Source organism: Phenylobacterium sp. (assembly GCF_025934275.1).
In the GTDB taxonomy this organism is placed as follows: Bacteria; Pseudomonadota; Alphaproteobacteria; order Caulobacterales; family Caulobacteraceae; genus Phenylobacterium.
Window position 1 is genome coordinate 20,236 of sequence record NZ_JAICYI010000032.1, and the last position, 18,690, is coordinate 38,925.

General features: G+C 70.5%; 17 protein-coding genes. 6 read left to right on the forward strand and 11 right to left on the reverse strand.

The genetic code is table 11. The features are described from left to right. Positions 1 to 128: 128 nt before the first annotated feature. The 3 genes from sucC to Q0W60_RS09915 all read right to left on the reverse strand — a co-directional run bounded on the left by sucC (position 129) and on the right by Q0W60_RS09915 (position 5,485). On the reverse strand, positions 129 to 1,322 hold the full coding sequence (gene sucC / locus Q0W60_RS09905; RefSeq protein ID WP_297695066.1) for an ADP-forming succinate--CoA ligase subunit beta: 1,194 nt from the start codon (positions 1,320 to 1,322) through the stop codon (positions 129 to 131). Between the two features lie 144 nt (positions 1,323 to 1,466). Beyond that, positions 1,467 to 4,820: a glycosyltransferase gene (locus tag Q0W60_RS09910; RefSeq protein WP_297695067.1), complete on the reverse strand. Its 3,354-nt coding sequence runs from the start codon at positions 4,818 to 4,820 to the stop codon at positions 1,467 to 1,469. An 83-nt stretch (positions 4,821 to 4,903) separates the two neighbouring features. Then, positions 4,904 to 5,485: a DUF2306 domain-containing protein gene (locus tag Q0W60_RS09915; RefSeq protein WP_297695069.1), complete on the reverse strand. Its 582-nt coding sequence runs from the start codon at positions 5,483 to 5,485 to the stop codon at positions 4,904 to 4,906. Between the two features lie 68 nt (positions 5,486 to 5,553). On the opposite strand from Q0W60_RS09915, the gene Q0W60_RS09920 reads away from it, so the two are divergent. From Q0W60_RS09920 to Q0W60_RS09930, 3 genes are all read left to right on the forward strand, one after another. Beyond that, the gene (locus Q0W60_RS09920) at positions 5,554 to 6,366 is read left to right on the forward strand and encodes a LytTR family DNA-binding domain-containing protein (protein ID WP_297695071.1); all 813 of its coding nucleotides are present in this window, start codon (positions 5,554 to 5,556) and stop codon (positions 6,364 to 6,366) included. Between the two features lie 279 nt (positions 6,367 to 6,645). Continuing rightward, positions 6,646 to 8,046 carry a lysozyme inhibitor LprI family protein gene (locus tag Q0W60_RS09925; protein WP_297695073.1) on the forward strand — a complete coding sequence of 467 codons (1,401 nt, stop codon included), beginning with the start codon at positions 6,646 to 6,648 and terminating at the stop codon, positions 8,044 to 8,046. A gap of 68 nt (positions 8,047 to 8,114) precedes the next feature. After that, positions 8,115 to 8,915: a lysozyme inhibitor LprI family protein gene (locus tag Q0W60_RS09930; protein ID WP_297695075.1), complete on the forward strand. Its 801-nt coding sequence runs from the start codon at positions 8,115 to 8,117 to the stop codon at positions 8,913 to 8,915. Here Q0W60_RS09930 and Q0W60_RS09935 read toward each other — a convergent pair. Next, complete coding sequence (locus Q0W60_RS09935) at positions 8,912 to 9,898, reverse strand: malate dehydrogenase (RefSeq protein ID WP_297695077.1); 987 nt, start codon at positions 9,896 to 9,898, stop codon at positions 8,912 to 8,914. The two genes, Q0W60_RS09930 and Q0W60_RS09935, sit on opposite strands and share 4 nt — an antisense overlap. Positions 9,899 to 10,033: 135 nt before the next feature. On the opposite strand from Q0W60_RS09935, the gene Q0W60_RS09940 reads away from it, so the two are divergent. Further along, positions 10,034 to 10,453: an HIT domain-containing protein gene (locus Q0W60_RS09940; RefSeq protein ID WP_297695079.1), complete on the forward strand. Its 420-nt coding sequence runs from the start codon at positions 10,034 to 10,036 to the stop codon at positions 10,451 to 10,453. Here Q0W60_RS09940 and Q0W60_RS09945 read toward each other — a convergent pair. Next, complete coding sequence (locus tag Q0W60_RS09945) at positions 10,450 to 10,896, reverse strand: hypothetical protein (protein WP_297695081.1); 447 nt, start codon at positions 10,894 to 10,896, stop codon at positions 10,450 to 10,452. The genes Q0W60_RS09940 and Q0W60_RS09945 overlap by 4 nt on opposite strands. 3 nt (positions 10,897 to 10,899) lie before the next feature. Next, positions 10,900 to 11,763 (reverse strand): CoA ester lyase, encoded by an 864-nt coding sequence (locus Q0W60_RS09950; protein ID WP_297695083.1) that lies wholly within the window; start codon positions 11,761 to 11,763, stop codon positions 10,900 to 10,902. A gap of 53 nt (positions 11,764 to 11,816) precedes the next feature. Between Q0W60_RS09950 and Q0W60_RS09955 the strand changes: the two genes are divergently transcribed. Beyond that, positions 11,817 to 12,200 carry a DUF2237 domain-containing protein gene (locus Q0W60_RS09955; protein ID WP_297695085.1) on the forward strand — a complete coding sequence of 128 codons (384 nt, stop codon included), beginning with the start codon at positions 11,817 to 11,819 and terminating at the stop codon, positions 12,198 to 12,200. Positions 12,201 to 12,227: 27 nt separating this feature from the next. Here Q0W60_RS09955 and thpR read toward each other — a convergent pair whose 3' ends face one another. Further along, positions 12,228 to 12,761 carry an RNA 2',3'-cyclic phosphodiesterase gene (gene thpR, locus Q0W60_RS09960; protein WP_297695087.1) on the reverse strand — a complete coding sequence of 178 codons (534 nt, stop codon included), beginning with the start codon at positions 12,759 to 12,761 and terminating at the stop codon, positions 12,228 to 12,230. Between the two features lie 128 nt (positions 12,762 to 12,889). On the opposite strand from thpR, the gene Q0W60_RS09965 reads away from it, so the two are divergent. Further along, positions 12,890 to 13,639: a Bax inhibitor-1/YccA family protein gene (locus Q0W60_RS09965; protein ID WP_297695089.1), complete on the forward strand. Its 750-nt coding sequence runs from the start codon at positions 12,890 to 12,892 to the stop codon at positions 13,637 to 13,639. A gap of 61 nt (positions 13,640 to 13,700) precedes the next feature. On the opposite strand, the gene Q0W60_RS09970 is transcribed toward Q0W60_RS09965, so the two are convergent. The 4 genes from Q0W60_RS09970 to acnA all read right to left on the reverse strand — a co-directional run. Then, positions 13,701 to 14,591: a TauD/TfdA family dioxygenase gene (locus tag Q0W60_RS09970; protein ID WP_297695091.1), complete on the reverse strand. Its 891-nt coding sequence runs from the start codon at positions 14,589 to 14,591 to the stop codon at positions 13,701 to 13,703. A 67-nt stretch (positions 14,592 to 14,658) separates the two neighbouring features. Further along, positions 14,659 to 14,994, reverse strand: a complete 336-nt coding sequence (locus tag Q0W60_RS09975) for a DUF2794 domain-containing protein (protein WP_297695093.1) — start codon at positions 14,992 to 14,994, stop codon at positions 14,659 to 14,661. Between the two features lie 340 nt (positions 14,995 to 15,334). Next, positions 15,335 to 16,033 carry a DUF1223 domain-containing protein gene (locus Q0W60_RS09980; RefSeq protein ID WP_297695095.1) on the reverse strand — a complete coding sequence of 233 codons (699 nt, stop codon included), beginning with the start codon at positions 16,031 to 16,033 and terminating at the stop codon, positions 15,335 to 15,337. Positions 16,034 to 16,147: 114 nt separating this feature from the next. Further along, a partial coding sequence (gene acnA / locus Q0W60_RS09985; RefSeq protein ID WP_297695097.1) for an aconitate hydratase AcnA occupies positions 16,148 to 18,690 on the reverse strand: 2,543 nt, incomplete at its 5' end.

An 18,690-nucleotide genomic window follows, 5' to 3' on the forward strand; every position in this document is an offset into this window, starting at 1 on the left:
CAGCTCTGGCCAGGGCGACAGCCGGTCGGGCCTTGGTCTCGACGCATAGCGCCTCAAAGTTTCGGAAGGCGTCAGCAGCGGCCGGTCCTGAGATCGCCATGGCAGCCGTGATCGCCAGATCCGCCATCTCAGCCCCGCACGGCCTTGACGATCTTCTCGGCGCCGTCGGCGAGGTCGTTCGCCGGGATCACGTTGAGCCCCGAGTCGCGGATGATCTGTTTGCCGAGCTCGGCGTTGGTGCCTTCCAGCCGCACGACCAGCGGCACACTCAGCGAGACGTCCTTCACTGCCGCCACGATCCCCTCGGCCAGCACGTCGCAGCGGGCGATGCCGCCGAAGATGTTGACCAGGATGCCCTTCACGTTCGGGTCCGCCATGATGATCTTGAACGCCGCCGTCACCTTCTCTCGCGTCGCCCCGCCGCCCACGTCCAGGAAGTTGGCCGGTTCGGCGCCGTAGAGCTTGATGATGTCCATGGTGGCCATGGCCAGGCCCGCGCCGTTGACCATGCAGCCGATCTCGCCGTCGAGGGCGATGTAGGAGAGCTCGTGCTTGGCCGCCTCGATCTCCTTGGGGTCCTCCTCCGTCTCGTCGCGCAGCTCGCGGATCTCCGGATGGCGGAAGAGGGCGTTGTCGTCGAACGAGACCTTGGCGTCGAGCACGCGAAGCTGATCGTCGGCGGTGACGATGAGCGGGTTGATCTCCAGAAGGCTCATGTCCTTGGCGGTGAACGCCGCATAGAGTTGGCCGAGCAGGGTGCGGGCCTGCTTGCCGAGATCGCCGGACAGGCCGAGCGCCTTGGCCAGCATCAGGCCGTGGTGCGGCCACACGCCGGTCGCCGGGTCGATGGTGAAGGTGGCGATCTTGTCGGGCGTGTTGGCGGCCACCTCCTCGATGTCCATGCCGCCTTCGGTCGAGGCGACGACCGCCACCCGGCTGGTCTCGCGGTCGACCAGCAGCGAGAGATAGAGCTCGCGGGCGATCTGCGCGCCTTCTTCGATGTAGAGCCGGTTCACCTGCTTGCCGCGGGGGCCGGTCTGGTGCGTCACCAGCACCCGGCCCAGCATCTCCCTGGCGTTGGCGCCGACCTCCTCGACGCTCTTGACCACCCGCACGCCGCCCTTGGCGTCCGGGCCGAGACCCTCGAAGCGTCCCTTGCCGCGGCCGCCGGCGTGGATCTGCGACTTCACCACATAGACCGGGCCGGGGAGCTTCTTGGCCGCCGCGACGGCCTCTTCGGGAGAGAAGGCGGCAAAGCCGCGCGGGACCGCCACGCCGAACTCCGCGAGGACGGCCTTGGCTTGGTGTTCGTGGATGTTCATGAGGCCTTTGAGGGCGTGCCGAAAATCGCCTCGCCGCCAGGGCGGGCCCGGCGGCGAGTGGCGGCGGTTATAGGCGCCGCATCCGGCGATGACAACCGCGTGAAGGCCGTAAAACGGTGTGTTGCGAATCCGCGGCGGATCGGCTCAGTGCGCGCCTTCCAGGGCGGCGGTGGCGCGGCGCTCCAGCTTGCCCCAGCCGACCCGCGCGCCGTTCAGCGCCGCGTCGATCGAGCGGACCACCACCGAGTACATCAACTGGCGGTAGCCGAACCGCTGGACCGGCAGCCAGGCCACGTCGCCCCACGGCGCGCGCCGCTCCAGCGCCATGCCGAGCGCGCCCGCCGAGAGGTCGAGGAAGATGAACGCCGCCCAGTAGAAGGCCGGCCGCATCAGGTCGTCCGGCGACCACTCCTGCCAGTGGAAGGCCCAGCTGTAGAGCGAGGTGATCAGGCTCCAGACGATGGCCAGGTCGACGAGCGGGGCGATGGCGGTGAGCAGGATCTGGAACAGCCAGATCTGCGGCAGGGCGACGAAGCCCAGCACCGGGTGCTTGAGGTCGAACAGGCCCGCGCGGTGCTTCCAGAGGCACTGCAGCGTGCCGAAAGACCAGCGGAACCGCTGCTTCAGCAGGCCGGAGACGGTCTCCGGCGCCTCGGTGTAGGCGCGCGCCGAGGGGTCGAAGGCGATGCGCCAGCCGGCGCGCTGGGCGCCCAGCGTCAGGTCCTGGTCCTCGGCCAGCGTGTCCGCTGGATAGCCGCCGAGCTCTTCCAGGGCCGAGCGGCGCCAGGCCCCGACCGCGCCCGGCACGACGGTGACCGCGCCCAGCGCCGCCAGCGCGCGCCGCTCGAGGTTCTGGGCGGTGACGTACTCCAGCGCCTGCCAGCGGGTGATCAGGTTCCGGCGGTTGCCCACCAGCGCATTTCCGGCCACCGCGCCCACCCGGGGGTCGACGAACCAGCGGGCGAGCTTGCCGATGGTGTCGGGCGGAAACAGCGTATCGGCGTCCAGCGCCACGATCACATCGCCCGTCGCCTCCACCAGGCCGCGGTTGAGCGCGCGGGCCTTGCCGCCGTTCTCGAAGCTCATCAGCCGCACGCGCGGCTCCTCGGCGAACGCGCGCCTGACCACCTCGGCAGTGCGGTCGCGCGAGCCGTCGTCCAACACCAGGATCTCAAGCCGCTTCCAGTTGGAGGCCAGGATCCGGCGCACCGAGGCGACGATGACCTTCTCCTCGTTGAAGCAGGGGATCAGCACGCTGACCCGCGGCTCAATCTCCGGATCGACGTCGGGGGGCGTGCGGCGGCCGCTGAGCGCGCGGTGCAGCAGGGCGAGCGGGGCCAGCATCAGGAGCCTCGCCACGCCCAGCGCGATCGCCCCGATGAACAGCCACGAGAGCAACATCTCCACGTCGTGGAAGAAGCCGAAGCCCAGCCGGTCGAGCAGCAGCTCGAGCGACGAGCGCGGGGTCGGCGGCATGGCCTGCTCCGGCGTCATGCCGGCGAGCTGGGCGACGGTGACCAGCTTGTAGCCGTGCGCCCGGATCGCGTCGATCAGCGCGGGCAGCGCCGCAACGGTGCGGCTGCGGTCGCCGCCGGAGTCGTGCAATAGCACCACCTGCCCAGGGCGGACGGTGTCCTGCAGGCGCGAAAGCGTGGTCTCGATGATGTGCTGCGGGTTGGGCTTCTTCCAGTCGTCCGGATCGATGCGCAGGCCCACGGTCAGGTAGCCCTCGTGCTGCGCGAGCAGCACGCGACTCACTTCCCGCGGGGTCGAAGGCTCGGCGTCGCCGAAGAACGGCGGCCGGAACAGCCGCATGGAGCGGCCGGTGATGGTCTCGAACAGCCGCTGGCTGGCGGTCAGCTCCACCATGGTCTGCGCGGTCGGGATGTAGGCGATGTCCGGATGGGTCCAGGAGTGTCCGCCGACGTCATGGCCTTCGCGCACCTCGCGGGCCACCAGCCCCGGGAACCGCTGCATGTTCTTGCCGATCACGAAGAAGGTCGCCGGCGCCTGCTTCTGCTTCAGGATGTCGAGGATCGCGGGCGTCCAGCGCCCGTCGGGGCCGTCGTCGAAGGTGAGCGCCACCAGGCCCGGGTGGAAGCCGTAGCGCTGGATGACGTAGGAGGTCGGCAGGACGTCGTAGGTCTCGCCCGAGATCAGGCCGTTGTCGGGATCGAACTCCAGGGCCCGGTGGCCGGGCTTGGGCGTGTCGGAAACGTGCAGGATCTCGCCCTGACCGTCGAAGTCGACGTCCTGGCCGGGCTTCAGGATGTCCAGCCCCTGGGCGCTGGCCGCGCCATAGCCGTGGCGCAGCAGCTTCCAGTCGAGGGAGTCCTCGCCGCCCATCTTCCAGAACGCGTAGCCCATCGGGCGGAACGCGTCGGCGACCCGGATCTGGTTGAACATCGTCGAGGCGTCGAGGAACCACACCTGGTGGTCGAGGCCGCTGTCGTCCTTGTAGGCGAAGTGCGGATTGAGTTCGGTGTCGTCCATCACCGGCTGGGCGCCGGAGTCGTGGGCCGCCTGGGTGGCCTCGTCGAAGGTCATCGCCGCGGCCGAGCCCTTCTGCTTCCCGTGCGGAAGCGTCCAGTCATAGCCGTAGGCGCCGAGCGCCAGCACGGTGCGGGCCGGATCGAGCTCGCTCATCCGCTTCTCGAGCTGGTGCTCGAACCACTCCTGGCCGGCGACCGGCCCGGGATCGCCGCCGCCCCAGTGCTGGTCGTAGGCCATCAGCACGAGGGCGTCGGAGGCGGCCTGCAGCTGCTTCACCGGCGCGGTGTCGTCGGCGAACAGGGCGGTCACCCAGACTTCCCGGCCGAGCGGCTTCAGCGCCGCGCGGGCCTGCTCCACCAGCTGGGGATAGAGCGCCTGGGCCTGCGGCGTCAGGTTCTCGAGGTCGAAGACATAGCCGGCGTAGCCGCGCTTCTGGGCCTGGTCGACGAGATTCTGGACCAGCCGCTTGCGGGCGGCGGGATCAAGGATCAGGTCGTCGGCCTCGCGGCCGTTGAAGACGCCTTCGCGGGCGTTGTAGACGCCGGGCAGGATGGAGGGGGGCTTCCGGGCCGAGCCGATGATGGCGCGGGCCTCCGGGTCGGAGGTGATCTCCACCTCGCCCTTCGAGCCCGCGATCCGGATCCATTGCGGGGAGACCACGTCCAGCTGATCGATGTGGTCGACCAGCGAGGCGCGCGAGCGTTCGTCGTCGGAGACGTAGAAGCCCACCGACAGCGGCCGCGACTGGCTGCCGCCGTAGAAGGCCTTCGGGTGCGGGATGCGGGTCCACTCGCGGCGGCCCTTGAGGCGGTGGGCGCTCTCCTGGTGCAGCGCCTGCAGGACGCGCGGGTCCTTCAGCGCCAGGCTCGGCAGGTGCGGCGCGAACGCCAGCGTCGCGAAGAAGCTCGCCACAAGGAACGCGGCGAAGGCCAGGGCGAGTCCGCCCATCAGCCGCACGCGACGCGCGCGCCTGCCTGTCGGATCGTGGAAGACGAGATCGGCCATCTAGCCTGGGTGAGCCCCCAACTTCGGGGCCGACATATGGGCCGCGAAGTTGTCGGAAGCTAGACGCGCTTTCAGGGCGAGCGCTAGCCGAAGAAGACCGCCCAGAGCAGCCGGCCCGGCAGGAAGGCGAGCACGCCCGCGATGCCGAGCGCGCCGACCACGAAGCCGCTGATCACCTGGGCGTGCCGTGCGACATCGTGCCGCCGCGCCGCGAGCACCGCCCGCGGCACGGAAATGAGCGTCAGCACCGCGAAAACATGCAGGAATCCGAAGCCGAGGAAGGTCGGTCCGATCGGCGCCGCCCGGATGAAGAAGGTGCTGAACGCCGTCGCCAGCATGAACAGGCTCCAGGCCCAGCCCACCGTGCGGTGCAGGCGCGTGCCCTTGACGCCCGTCAGCAGCACGGCCGTCAAGGCCAGCGCCGCGAACACGGTCGCGAGGTGGACCTGGATGGCGGGCGATGCGGCAAGGATCGGCCCGAGATCGGGCGCGTGCGGCGGATGGGCGCCGAGCCTGATGAACGCCGGACCGCTTCGCAGCATGGCGGGACCGACCGCCAGCGTCAGGATCGCGCCAGCGACCAGGGTGGAATAGACCGCCGCGCGCCCCATCGAACGGCGCAGGAGCGCGCCATGGCGCGAGGTTGACAGGGCCTGGTCCGACACATCTCCTCCGATCGTCTGCGACGCGCGCCCGGCGCGTCGCCCCGAGGTCTGCAGGAGCCGGCGGAAAGGTGCAGCAGGGCTTGCGTGAAGCGGCGCAGGAACTTCGCGAGTCGCCGCCCGGCGCGGTTCACGCATCGCGACCGACGCCGATCAACGGCCGCCTCGTGCTTCGCGTCCTGGCCGTGGGCGCCGGCGTCGCGACCTTCCTCAGCCTATTCGGCCCGTTCGACCAGCCGCTCGAGAAGGTCGCGGCCCGCATCGGCCAGTATTTCGCGTACGCCTGGATCGGTTCGCTTCTGGGCCTGGCGAGCGTTCGTCTTGCGGCGCGGCTCGGGTTTTGGAACCGGGGCGTGATCCTGCTGGGCCTGGTCGCCGGCCTCATCATGGCGCCTGCCATGGCCCTGACCGTCTGGCTGGGCGCGACCGTCACCGGCGGCGGCCCGCCCCCCGCCGCCGCCTTGCCTAACGTCCTCTGGGACACGCTCCTGATCTGCGTCGGCGCCTCGATCCTGGCCGTGCTCATCGGCCGGGGCCGCCACGTGGCCGTGACCGCGCCGTCGGATGCTCCGCCCAAGTTCCTCGAGCGATTGCCGCTGAAGCTGCGCGGCGGCGAGCTCTGGGCCATCGAGGCGGAGGACCACTATCTGCGCTTGCACACCTCGAAGGGGCAGGACCTGATCCTGCTGCGTTTGTCCGACGCCATCGACGAGCTGGCCGGGATCGAGGGCGCGCAGGCGCACCGCTCCTGGTGGGTGGCGCGCGACGCCATCGTCGAGGCGCGGCGCGGCGACGGCCGGGCGACGCTGACCCTGAAGGACGGCTCCGAGGTGCCGGTCAGCCGCACCTACGCCCGGGAGCTTCGCGCCCGCGGCTGGATCTAACCGTCGGCGTAGACGCCGGCCTCGATGTTATTGCCGGCCGGATCGATCAGGAACGCGCAGTGGTAGCGGCCACGCCGCATGCCCGGCGCGCCGTTGTCGCGCGCGCCCTACGGCGGCGCTGAGACCATCCGTCCACGCTTAAGGTTCTGGCGTTGCTGTAGGATTTGGGTCTAATTGTGTCTTGGGAGAGAGATCGTAGTCCCAAGCAGCTTGGCCGTGAGGGCGGCGAGCGGCCAGGGCTTCGTTCGTCAAGGGACCAGCGTTCGGGGGGTATCGCCCATGGCCCAAGACGAGGTGGACGAGACGGTCGAGGCCGCCGTCCCTAAGCATCGATACCTGCTGCTGGCCGGCGTCGCCGGCGCCTGCGCGCTCGGCGTCGGCCTTGGCCTGTGGGCGCGGCCTGCGATCGGCGAGCGCGGCGAGACGCCGAAGGTCGCCGCAGCGCCCGAGCCGCCGCCGCCCGGCGAGCGCAAGCTGCAGATCGTCTTCGACGAGAATCCTGCGCCGATCGGCAAGCCTCTCGAGGTGATGGCGCCGCATCCTGACGCCGCGCCCGCACCGCGGATCCTGCCGGCCCCGCTTCCGGTGACCTCGCTCGCGACCCCGCGGCCGACGCCCAGCCGCCCGCCGAACGGCCTGATGCGCGCCGACGCGCCGCGCCTGGCCGAGCCGGTGCTCGGCGACCGCGCGCCGGCGCCCTCCTTCGCCGAGCGGGCGCGGCCGTTCGCCCATACCCTGATCGTCTCGGCGGAGGCCGCGCTGCTGCGGATCGCCGAGATCCGCCCCGAACCGCAGGCGGGCGAGGCGGTGAGCCCGGCCGAGCCGGCCGCCGCCGCCGCTGCTCGCAAGCACGCCGAGGCCGCCGTCCTCGCCGAGCAACGCAAGCGCGCCGAAGCCGAGCGGATGGCCCGGCTCGAAGCCAGGAAGGCGGCGCAGGCGGAAGCCCGGGCCCGGCGGGCCGCCAGGCTGGAAGCCGCCGCGGAAGCCCGCGCCGAGCAGCTCGCCGTCCGCGCCGGCGCCGAACGCAAAGCTGAGCGGCTGGCGGAAACCGCCCGGGCGCAGGCGCTCGCCAAGGCGGAGCGCCGCAAGGCCGAGCGCCTGGCGGCGCAGGCCCGCGCCCGCGAGAAGGCCGAGGCGCTCGCCGAGGCGCGCGCCGAAGCCAGGGCCCGGGCGCTCGCCGAAGCCAAGGCGAAAGCCAAGGCCGAAGCGCTCGCCGAGGCCAAGGCCCGGGCTCTCGCCGAAGCCAGGACGAAGGCCAGGGCCGAAGCGGTCGCAGAAGCCAAGGCGGAAGCCCGCCGCAGGAAGACGTTGGCGATCCTCGCCCACGCGCTGGCCAGGGCCGCCGCGGCGCACCGCGCCAAGGCCGCCCCCGAGCCGCCGCGGCCGCTCAAGGGTGCAGGATCCATCCGACTGGTCAGCGCGCCGCGCTGCGCCTCGAGCGATCCGGGCGCGGCGCTGGCCTGCGCCGACCCGGAGCTGGGCGCCGCGGAGCGGCGGATGAACCGCGCCTACCAGCAAGCCGAGGCCGCCGGCGTGCCCGCCGCCGAGCTTCACCGCCAGCAGGAGCGCTGGCTGGCCGCGCGGGCGGCCGCCGCGCGCGAGGCGCCCTGGGCCGTGCGCGACGTCTACCAGGCGCGGATCGCCGAGCTGGAGGATCTGGCCCGCAACCCGCACGACTGAAGCGCTGCGTTTGCAACGGCTGAGCCCTTCAAGGGATTAGGCCGGCGAGCAGAGTGTGGAGCAGCCAGATGCCGATGGACCGCCCAGGCGAGCCCTGGTCCGGCGCGACCTACCACGGGTTTGCGGCCCCCGGACCCGAGGCGCCGGCCCCCCGCGAGCCGCGCCGCCGGCTTCCGGCGATCTCGCGCAACCAGCTGATCGCGGGGGCCGCGGTCGCTGTGGCCCTCGGCCTGGCGCTCGGCCTCTGGGCCCGGCCGACGCTGAAGACCGGGGCAGGTCCTGCGCAGGCGGATCTCGCCGCGCCGGCCCGCGCCGTGCCGATCGAGGTGGAGCATCCCGCGCCGCAACCGCAGCCGCAGGGCGGCAAACTCGACGTCCTGCCGCAGGCCCCCGCCCGACCCGCGCAGGTCCAGGCCCCGCCGACGTTCGGCCCCGTGACGCCGCCGGCCGAGGATGTCTCGCAAACCGCCCCGGCTCCGATCCCCGCGCCTCGTGTCGACCGGACGGCTTCACCGCCGTCGCCGGCCGTGCCGGCGCCTCCGGCCGTCCTCCAGCGCGCGCCAGGCCCGCGCGCCAGCTTTGATTGCGCGACCGCGCGGCCCGGCGCCGAGGCGATGGTCTGCGGCGATCCGGGCCTTGCGGCGGCCGACCGCGAGCTCTCGCGCGCCTACCGGCGCGCCCTGGCCTCCGGCGCGCCGCCCGGCGCGATCCGCGCCGACCAGCGCGACTGGCTGGCGATCCGCGAGGATGCCGCGCGCCACTCCCGCCGCGCGCTCGCCGAGGTCTATCAGCAGCGCATCGACGAGCTGAACCAGATTGCGGAGCAGCCGGACGGGCCGCCCGAGGACGGCGATGGTCCGGGCGGCTAACCGAGCATCTCCTTCACCGTCTCGCGCTCGGCGACCAGTTCGTCGTTGGTGATCTTGATCTTCGACTTGGCGAAGTCGTCCATCTGATAGCTGGTCACGACCTCGTACCCGTCGGCCGTGGTGCGGACGGGCATGCCGGCCCAGACGCCCTCGGCGAAGCCATAGCGGCCTTGCGAGGGCACTGCGACGGCGTGCAGCCGGCCCGGCGTCGCGAGATCGCGGACGTGGCCGATGAGGGCGTTGGCCGCCGAGGCCGCCGAGCTCTGGCCGCGCGCCTCGATCACCACCGCCCCGCGCTTGCCGACGGTCGGCAGGTACTCGGTCTCCAGCCAGGCGCGGTCGCCGATGACCTCGGCCGCCGGCTTGCCGCGGATCTTGGCGTGGGTGAAGTCGGCGAACATCGTCGGCGAGTGGTTGCCGTAGATGAACAGTTCGCTGACCTCCTCGACCGGCACGCGCGCCTTGCGGGCGAGCAGCGCCTGGCCGCGGTTCTGGTCGAGCCGCACCATGGCCGTGAACCGCTCCTTTGGCAGGCGCCTGGCCTGGCTGGCGGCAATCATGCAGTTGGTGTTGCAAGGGTTGCCGACCACCGCGACGCGAGCGTCGTCGGCCGCGACCTCGTCGATCGCCTTGCCCTGCGCCACGAAGATCTTGCCGTTGTCCTTCAGCAGGTCGGCGCGCTCCATGCCGGGTCCGCGCGGCTTGGAGCCGACCAGCAGACACCAGGCGGCGTCACGGAAGGCGACCCTGGCGTCGTCGGTCAGCACCATGTCGGTGAGCAGCGGGAAGGCGCAGTCCTCCAGCTCCATGGCGACGCCCTTCAGCGCCTTCTGCGGCCCTTCCGCGGGGATCTCCAGCAACTGCAGGATAATCGGCTGGTCCTCGCCCAGCATCTCGCCCGCGGCGATGCGGAACAGCAGGGCGTAGCCGATGTTGCCGGCCGCCCCGGTCACCGCCACGCGGATGGGCTGCTTGCTCGCCATGAGATGCTCCACTGATGATCTTGAGGACGTGCGCCGGGCGCGGGTCGCGGGTCCCTAACGCAGCGGCGGGCCTGCCGCAATGGAGCCCTGCGAGATAGCCGTGGCGCGGCGCCCCGGTTCGTGCTGAAGCGGGCCATGTTCGAGCTCGCGGCCGCCTTCCTGGCCACCTCCGAGGCGCTCGGCGACCTGGCGCTGTGCCACGCGCGGCTGCAGGCCGACGGCCGCTTCCCCTGGATCGTGCTGGTGCCGCGGGTCGGCGGCGCGCGCGAGCTGGAGGATCTGCACCCCGACGAGCGTCGGCTGCTGATGGAGGAGATCCTCTCGGCCGGCCACGCGGTCCGCGCGGTGGGCAGGGCGCTCGACCACGAAGTGACCAAGCTCAACATCGGACAGCTCGGCAACATCACCGCGCAGCTGCACGTCCATGTGGTGGGCCGCCGCCTGGACGACGCCGCCTGGCCGGCCCCGGTGTGGGGTGCGGGCGAACCGCAGCTTTATGCGCCGGATGACCTCGACCGCGCCATCGCCGTGGCGCGCGCCACGCTCGGGCTCTAGGGCGACGCACGCTTCAGAACAAAGGTGAATTCCTGGTCGCCGCGCCTCAGCTCACCCGACCACCCGTGGTCCGCGGAGGGATGCAGCAAGAGGCTGATCGGCAGGTCGCCACTCGGCTGGAAGCGCAGCCTGACCTTGGAGGCGCTCCGCTCGAGCACCTCCACGAAGCCGCCTGCGCCCAAGGCGCCCGGCCGGCGCAGGTCGCGCCAGGTTCCTTCCAGCTTGCCGTCGTGATCGACGAGTTGAAGACCGAAGGCCAAGCCGTTGCGGGTCGATAGCGTCCAACCGCCGTCGAGCGGGCCCTGGAAAGCCTCCGCCGCCCGGAAGGCGGCGCGCACGCGGGCGTCGTAGCCGTCCGGGGCCGGCGGCGCAGCCGGCCTCGCGGCGGGCGCGCCAGGCGCGGCCGCCATGAGGGCGATCAGCGGCAGGACAGCGGCGCGCATGTCTCAGGAGGCATGAGCGGCGATCGCCTCGGCGACGGCGATGAGCCGCTCCGCCTGCGCCAGGTGCAGCCGCTCGACCATTCGGCCGTCCACCTTGATCACCCCCTTCCCGGCGTTCTCCGCCTGACGGTAGGCGGCGACCACCGTGCGCGCCCAGGCCACCTCCTCCGGCGCCGGGGCGAAGACGCGGTTGGCGGTCTCCAGATGGCTCGGATGGATCAGGCTCTTGCCGTCGAAGCCCAGCCGCATGCCCTGCTCGCACTCCCGCGACAAGCCCTCCAGGTCGGGGATGTCGTTGTAGACCCCGTCGAGGATGGCGATGCCGTTCGCCCGCGCGGCCATCACCGCCAGGGACAGCGCCGGCGCGAGCGGCGCGCGTTCCACGCCCGGCCGGCAGCGCATCTCCTTGACCAAGTCATTGGCCCCGATCACCCAGACGGCTACGCCGCGCTCGCGGCTCGCCTGGCCAAGCGCGTCCAACCGCAGGATGGCCTGGCAGGTCTCGATCATGCCCCAAAGGCGTGTGCGCCCGCCCGCCGCGGCGGCCAGGCTCGCCACGTCCTGCGCGGAGGCCAGCTTGGGCAGCAGGACGGCGTCGGGGCCCGCCGCCACGGCGGCCTGCAGATCCGCCTCAGCCCAGGGCGTGTCGAGGCCGTTCACGCGGATCACCACCTCGCGCGGGCCGAAGCCGCCGGCCCGCACCGCCTCGCAGGCCAGCCCCCTGGCGTCCTCCTTGGCCTCCGGGGCGACGGAGTCCTCCAGGTCGAGGATCACCACGTCGCAGGGCAGCGTTCGCGCCTTCTCGATCGCGCGCGGGTTCGAGCCCGGCAGATAGAGCGCGCTGCGGCGGGGACGGGACTGATTCATCCGGAGCTCCTTCGCGCATGGAGGGCCCAAGCTTTAGCCGCTAGGATGGCCGCATGACCACTCGCTACGACCCGTCCGCCCGCAACGTGCTGGGCGGCGAGCTTGCGCCTTGCTCCGCGCAGCCGATGACCGGCTTCTTCCGCAACGGCTGCTGCGAGACGAGCCACGAGGACACCGGCATGCACACCGTGTGCGCGGTGATGACCGCCGAGTTCCTGGCCTTCTCCAAGGCTGTCGGCAACGACCTGTCCACGCCGCTGCCGGAGGCGCAATTCCCCGGTCTGAAGCCGGGCGACCGCTGGTGCCTGTGCGCGCCGCGCTGGAAGGAGGCGCTCGATGCCGGCGCCGCGCCCCAGGTGGTGCTCGAGGCGACCCACGAGGAGACCCTCGCCATCGTCCCCCTGGGCGTGCTGAAGGACCACGCCGTCGAGGCCTGAAACCCGCTCTTGATCAATAGGGAGTGATCACAGCGGATACTCCGCCTCCAGGCGGTAGGCGGAGCCCTCCTTGGTCTGATGGCTCGAGTAGAGGCCGAACCGGTCGACGGCGATCGGCGGCGACTTCAGGAGGTTGTTGGCCTGGATCCAGCTCGCCACCGCGGCCGGATCGGGCCGACGCAGGTAGGCGAGCGTCACGTGCGGCCGGTAGTGGCGCCCATCGGGCTTCAGTCCCGCCCGCCGCGCGGCCGTCTCGCAGGCCTTGGCGAGGCGCCTGAGCGGCGCGCTGTCCGCGACGCCCGCCCAGATCGCGTGGATGTCGCGTCCTTCGCCGAACGCGCCCGCGCCCTCCAGACCGATCTCGAAGCCGCCGCCGTTCAGCGCCGCGAGCTCCGCGTCGAGGTCGCGGGCCACGTTCTCGGCGATGTCGCCGAAGAACCTCAACGTCACGTGCAGCGACTCCGGCGGACGCCAGCGCGCGCCATCGACGCCGCGCTGGCGGCGGGCGAGGGCGGCGGCGATCTCCGCGGGAAGCGCGAGCGCGGCGAACAGGCGGATCATGGCTCCCTTTAGCGCCGGCCGGTGGCGGGACAACCCCTCGGAACGTAGGGCCTTGCTTCCGCCTCAAGCGGACCCGATATTTCGTCTGCGCCCGCTTTGGGCGTTCGAATCAGAGGGCTTTGCCTCAAATGAGCGACTTCAACCGCGGCTACGCGCGCTCGGTCCCCGCGGACCGCGCCGACATGTCGGTGGACGCGGGACTTCGCAGCTTCATGCTCGGCGTCTACAACAAGATGGCGCTGGGCCTGCTTCTTTCCGCAGGGCTCGCCTGGCTGACGGCCGATTACGCGCCGGTGCAGCAGCTGCTCTACGTCGTCAGCCCTGAGGGCCGGCTCGTCGGATTCACCGGCCTGGGCACGCTGATCCGCTTCCTACCGCTGGCGATCCTGCTGGGCGCCATGTTCATGCGCAACACCAGCCCCAAGGCTTCCGGCATCGTCTACTGGTCGGTGGTCGCCTCGATCGGCGCGGGGCTCGGCGTATGGCTCCTGGCCTACACGGGCACCTCGGTCGCCTCGACGTTCCTGATCACCGCCAGCGCCTTCGGCGTGCTGAGCCTGTTCGGCTACACCACCAAGCGCGACCTGACCGGCTTCGGCAGCTTCCTGATCATGGGCGTGTGGGGACTGATCATCGCCTCGCTGGTCTCCATGTTCTGGCATCCGGCGGGGCTGTTCTTCATCATCAGCGTGCTCGGCGTGCTGATCTTCGCGGGCCTCGTGGCCTACGACACCCAGCGCCTGAAGATGACCTACTACCAGTTGGGCGGCGACGCCTCGTCGCTGGCGGTGGCCACCAACTACGGCGCGCTCAGCCTCTACATCAACTTCATCAACCTCTTCCAATTCCTGCTCAGCCTGATGGGCAACCGCCGCTAGGCCGGAACCCGGAGCAAGAAGACGACCAGCCCCGGCGGATGCTCCGCCGGGGCTTTTCGCATCAGCGGGCCGGCGGCTCCTCCCCCACGATCGAAACGCGCTCGCCGTAGCGGGAATAGGGATAGTAGTCCCATACCGAGTGGTGCTGGGTGCAGCGGTTGTCCCAGAGCGTCAGCGTGTTCGGCTCCCAGCGCACCCGGCAGTGCAGCTTCGGCTCGCGTTTCAGGAGGTCGAAGCACATGTCGAGGACCGCCCGGCTCTCCCACCGCTGCAGGCCGGCGATGTGGGTGGTGAAGCCGGAGTTCACGTAGAGCACCTCGCGGCCGGTCACGGGATGGCGGGTGATCACCGGATGCTCATGTCGCGGATAGCCGCCCTCGGGGGCCTTGGAGCCATAGTTGCCGATGTAGGGCATGGCCCCGTCGTGGACCGCATCGAGGCCCTCCAGGAACGCCTTCATCGGCGGGGAGAGCATCTCGCAGGCCATGTACATGTTGGCGAATAGGGTGTCGCCGCCGCCGCTTTCGGGAGTCTCGGTGATGTAGAGCGCCGAGCCGAGCGGCGGGATCGCATCGCAGCTGACGTCGGTGTGCCAGGCCTCGCCCGCCGTGTACGGCGACTGCGCGGTGGTCTTCACCACCAGGATCTCGGGGTCCTGGTCGGGCCGGCCGTGATGCATCGGGTGCACGTGCAGGCGCCCGAAATGCCGGCCGAACGCCTTGTGCTGCTCGCGCGTGAGGCTCTGGTCGCGAAACACCAGCACCAGCCAGTCGGCCCAGGCGGCCTTGACGTCCGCGATCTGCTCGGGCGTGAGACGGGCCAGATCCAGCCCGCGGATCTCGGCGCCGATGTGCGGGGCGATCGGCGTGACGCTGAAGCTTCGGTACTCGGTCCGGCGCGCCTCGCGCAGCGGGACGTGCTTGGAAAGTTTGGGAAGGCTCGCCACCGACATGGCCGGACTCCTGACGACGTGAGGGCCAAAGTTTCGGACTCCGAGGCTCCGGAGTCCAGGCGGACGTCTAGTCCACCACGCTGAAACGCCCGCGCTCGAAGAAGCGCAGCACCTGCTCAAGGTCGTGGCCGCGCCTGAGGATGTGGCCGCCCTGGCCCACCACCGCCCAGGCGCCCTGCCGCCGCGCCAAGGCCGGATGCTTCTCGATCCGGTAGAGCGGCGCCTCGGAGGCGCGCTTGAACACCGAGAACACCGCCGCGTCGGACAGGCCGTCGATCGCATAGTCGCGCCACTCGCCGGCGGCGACCATTCGGCCATAAAGGGAAAGGAGCCGGTCGAGCTCGCGTCGCTCGAAGAAGACGCGCGCCGACCGGGGCTGCGCGTAGGGCGGATCGAAAGCCATTGACCTTGAGCCTAGACTGGATTCCGCAACGTGCGCCAGAGCGCGGGGTTGCGGCCGATCGCTTTGACACGGCCCCGCAACACCGGCCGTCCCGCGCCCCGAAATGACCTTATTTCGGTCCCGCGCGCGCCAGATGCGACCCCGATCTTGCGAGGGTCGGTTGGTCGGCGGTGCGGATCCCGGATCCTGAACAGCCCCCCCAGCCCCCCTGGATCGGCGTCCCGATCGACCGACAGCTACTTTCTCCTCCCCCAATGTGAGCCCGCGCGGCGTCCCTCTCCGGCCGCGCGGGCTTTGCATTTTGGGAGTCTCCCGGAGGCGCAAGCAGCCTGGCCCGGCCTCAGTCCTTCTGCTGGAGGAGGCCGAGGATCCGGCCGCCGTGGGCCTGCTGCACGACGACCACCGTCTTCAACCCATCTTCGCTCGCCGCCGGCAGCTTGTAGGCTCGCGGCCGGCCCTTCCAGGCGCCCAGCCTGGCCATCTCGCGCACGACGTTCTTCTGCACCAGCGTCTGGCCGCGGTTGTCGCCGCTCTTCACCGCCACGTCCTGCTCGCGCGGATCGTAGCGGATCAGCCAGACGTCGGCGCCGCCCTGAGGCGCGCGGCCGGAACCCACGTCCACCCGCTTGCCGCCGGCGATGAACTTCATGTCGGGCGGATCGAGCGGGGTCTTGGCTGCTTCCTTGACGAGCTTGTCGATGTGCTCGGTCCTGAGCCCGGTGGCCTGCAGGCGGCCGTCGATCACCACCTGCGGGGTGTAGGGCTCGCGCAGCGAGAGCTTCGCCACATAAGCCTTCTGCCGGTCGGCGAACTCCGGCTTGGCGAAGGTGTCGGTCCAGCCGAGGTAGTCCCAGTAGTCCACCGGGAAGGTGAGCACGAGCACGCCCGGCCGCTCGGCGAGCTTGGCCACATAGGCGTCCGCCGGGCCGCAGGAGCCGCAGCCCTGGGCTGTGTAGAGCTCGACCACCACCGGCGTCTTGGCCGCCGCGGCGCACGGCAGGGCGGCGAGGATCAGGCTGAAGAGCGCCGCGGTCCGCATCGGGGCGCAATTAAGCGGAGATATGGACGCGGGGCGTTTCAACATGGTGTGAGTAGGTTGAGGCGGCGGCCCAGGCAAGGCGCCCGGGCCGGCCGACCCGGCGCGCGGTTCGCCTCAGGCGGCGTGCCGCGCGAGGTTGCGGAGCACATAGTTCAGGACGCCGCCGTTCTTGAAGTATTCGAGCTCGGTCGGCGTATCGATCCGGCAGCGCACCGGGAACCGTGCGATCCGCCCGTCGGAGGGTCGGTAGAGCTCGACGATCAACTGCTTCTTCGTGCTGAGGTCCGAGAGGCCGCGGATCGAGACGATCTCCTCGCCGGTGAGGCCAAGCTTGTGCCAGCCCTCCTGCGTGAACTGCAGCGGCAGCACGCCCATGCCGACCAGGTTCGAACGGTGGATGCGCTCGAAACTCTCGGCGATCACCGCCCGCACGCCCAGGAGCTTGGTGCCCTTGGCCGCCCAGTCGCGCGACGAGCCGGTGCCGTACTCCTTGCCCGCGAACACCACCAGCGGTCGGCCCTCGGCCTGGTAGCGCATGGCCGCGTCGTAGATCGACATCACCTCGCCGGATGGGAAGTGCTTGGTCACTCCGCCCTCGATGTCGGGGGTGATGCGATTGCGGATGCGGATATTGGCGAAGGTGCCGCGCATCATGATCTCGTGATTGCCCCGCCGCGCCCCGTAGGAGTTGAACTCCGACTGCGGCACCTGATGATCGCGGAGATAGACCCCGGCCGGCGAGGTGGCCTTGATCGAGCCGGCGGGCGAGATGTGGTCGGTGGTGATGGAGTCTCCGAAGACGCCGAGCACGCGCGCCTCGATGACGTCCTTCACGGCCTCCGGCTCCATGCCCATGCCCTGGAAGTAGGGCGGGTTCTGCACGTAGGTGGAGCCCATGTCCCAGGCGTAGGTCTTGCCGCCCGCGACCTTGATCCCCTGCCAGTTCTTGTCGCCCTTGAAGACGTCGCCGTAGCGGGTGGCGAACATCTTCTCGTGCACGTGCTTGCGCTGAAGGACCGAGACCTCCTCGGCCGAGGGCCAGATGTCCTTCAGGTAGACCGGCTTGCCGTCCTTGCCTTCGCCCAGCGGGTCCTCGGCGACGTTCACCTGCATCGAGCCGGCGAGCGCATAGGCCACCACCAGCGGCGGCGAGGCCAGGTAGTTGGCGCGCACGTCGGGGTTCACGCGGCCTTCGAAGTTGCGGTTGCCCGACAGCACCGAGACCGCGACCAGGTCGTTCTTGTTCACCGCCTGCGAGATCGGCTCCGGCAGCGGGCCGGAGTTTCCGATGCACGTCGTGCAGCCGTAGCCGACCAGATTGAAGCCCAGCGCATCGAGGTGCTTGGTCAGCCCCGCGGCTTTCAGGTAGTCGGTGACCACCTGCGAGCCGGGCGCCAGCGAGGTCTTCACCCAGGGCTTCACCTGCAGCCCTTTCTCGACCGCCTTCTTGGCCACCAGGCCGGCGGCGATCAGCACCGAGGGGTTGGAGGTGTTGGTGCAGGAGGTGATGGCGGCGATCACCACGTCCCCATGGCCCAGGTCGAAATTTTCGCCGTCCACAGCCACGCGCTTGGCGAGCTCGTCGCCCTTGCCGAATTCTTCGGTCATCGCCTCCGTGAACTCGCGGCTGGCGTCGGCGAGCAGCACCCGGTCCTGCGGCCGCTTCGGCCCGGCGAGCGAGGGCTTCACCTCGGCGAGCTCCAGCAGCAGCGTGTCGGTGAACACCGGATCGGGGTCGGTGGCCTCGCGCCAGATGCCCTGTTCCTTGGCGTAGGCCTCGACCAGCGCCACGTGGGCCGGATTGCGGCCGGTGGCCTTCAGGTACTCGATCGTCGAGTGGGTGACCGGGAAGAAGCCGCAGGTGGCGCCGTACTCCGGCGACATGTTGGCGATGGTCGCCTGATCCTCGATCGTCAGGTTGGCAAGGCCGGGCCCATAGAACTCCACGAACTTTCCGACCACGCCCTTCTTGCGCAGCATCTGGGTCACCGTCAGCACCAGGTCGGTGGCGGTCGCCCCCTCCGGCAGCTTGCCGTCGAGCCGAAAGCCGATGACCTCGGGGATCAGCATCGGGATCGGCTGGCCGAGCATGGCCGCCTCGGCCTCGATGCCGCCCACGCCCCAGCCCAGCACCGATAGCCCGTTGACCATGGTGGTGTGCGAATCGGTGCCCACCAGCGTGTCCGGATAGGCGGTCGCGACGCCGTCCTCCTCCTTGGTCCAGACAGTCTGGGCCAGGTATTCCAGGTTCACCTGGTGACAGATGCCGGTGCCCGGAGGCACGACCCGGAAGCTGTTGAACGCCGAGGAGCCCCAGCGCAGGAAGTTGTAGCGCTCCAGGTTGCGCTCGTATTCCTTGGCCACGTTCTGCTCGAACGCCTTGGGCGTGCCGAAGAAGTCGACCATCACCGAGTGGTCGATGACCAGATCCACTGGCGCCAGCGGGTTGATCTTCTCGGGGTTGGCGCCGAGGCTGGTCATGGCGTCGCGCATGGCGGCGAGGTCGACCACCGCGGGCACGCCGGTGAAGTCCTGCATCAGTACGCGGGCCGGCCGGAAGCTGATCTCGTGCTCGACCTTGCCCTTGTTGTCGAGCCAGGCGGCCACGGCGCGGAGGTCGTCTTCGCTGACCGAATCGCCGTCCTCGTTGCGCAGCA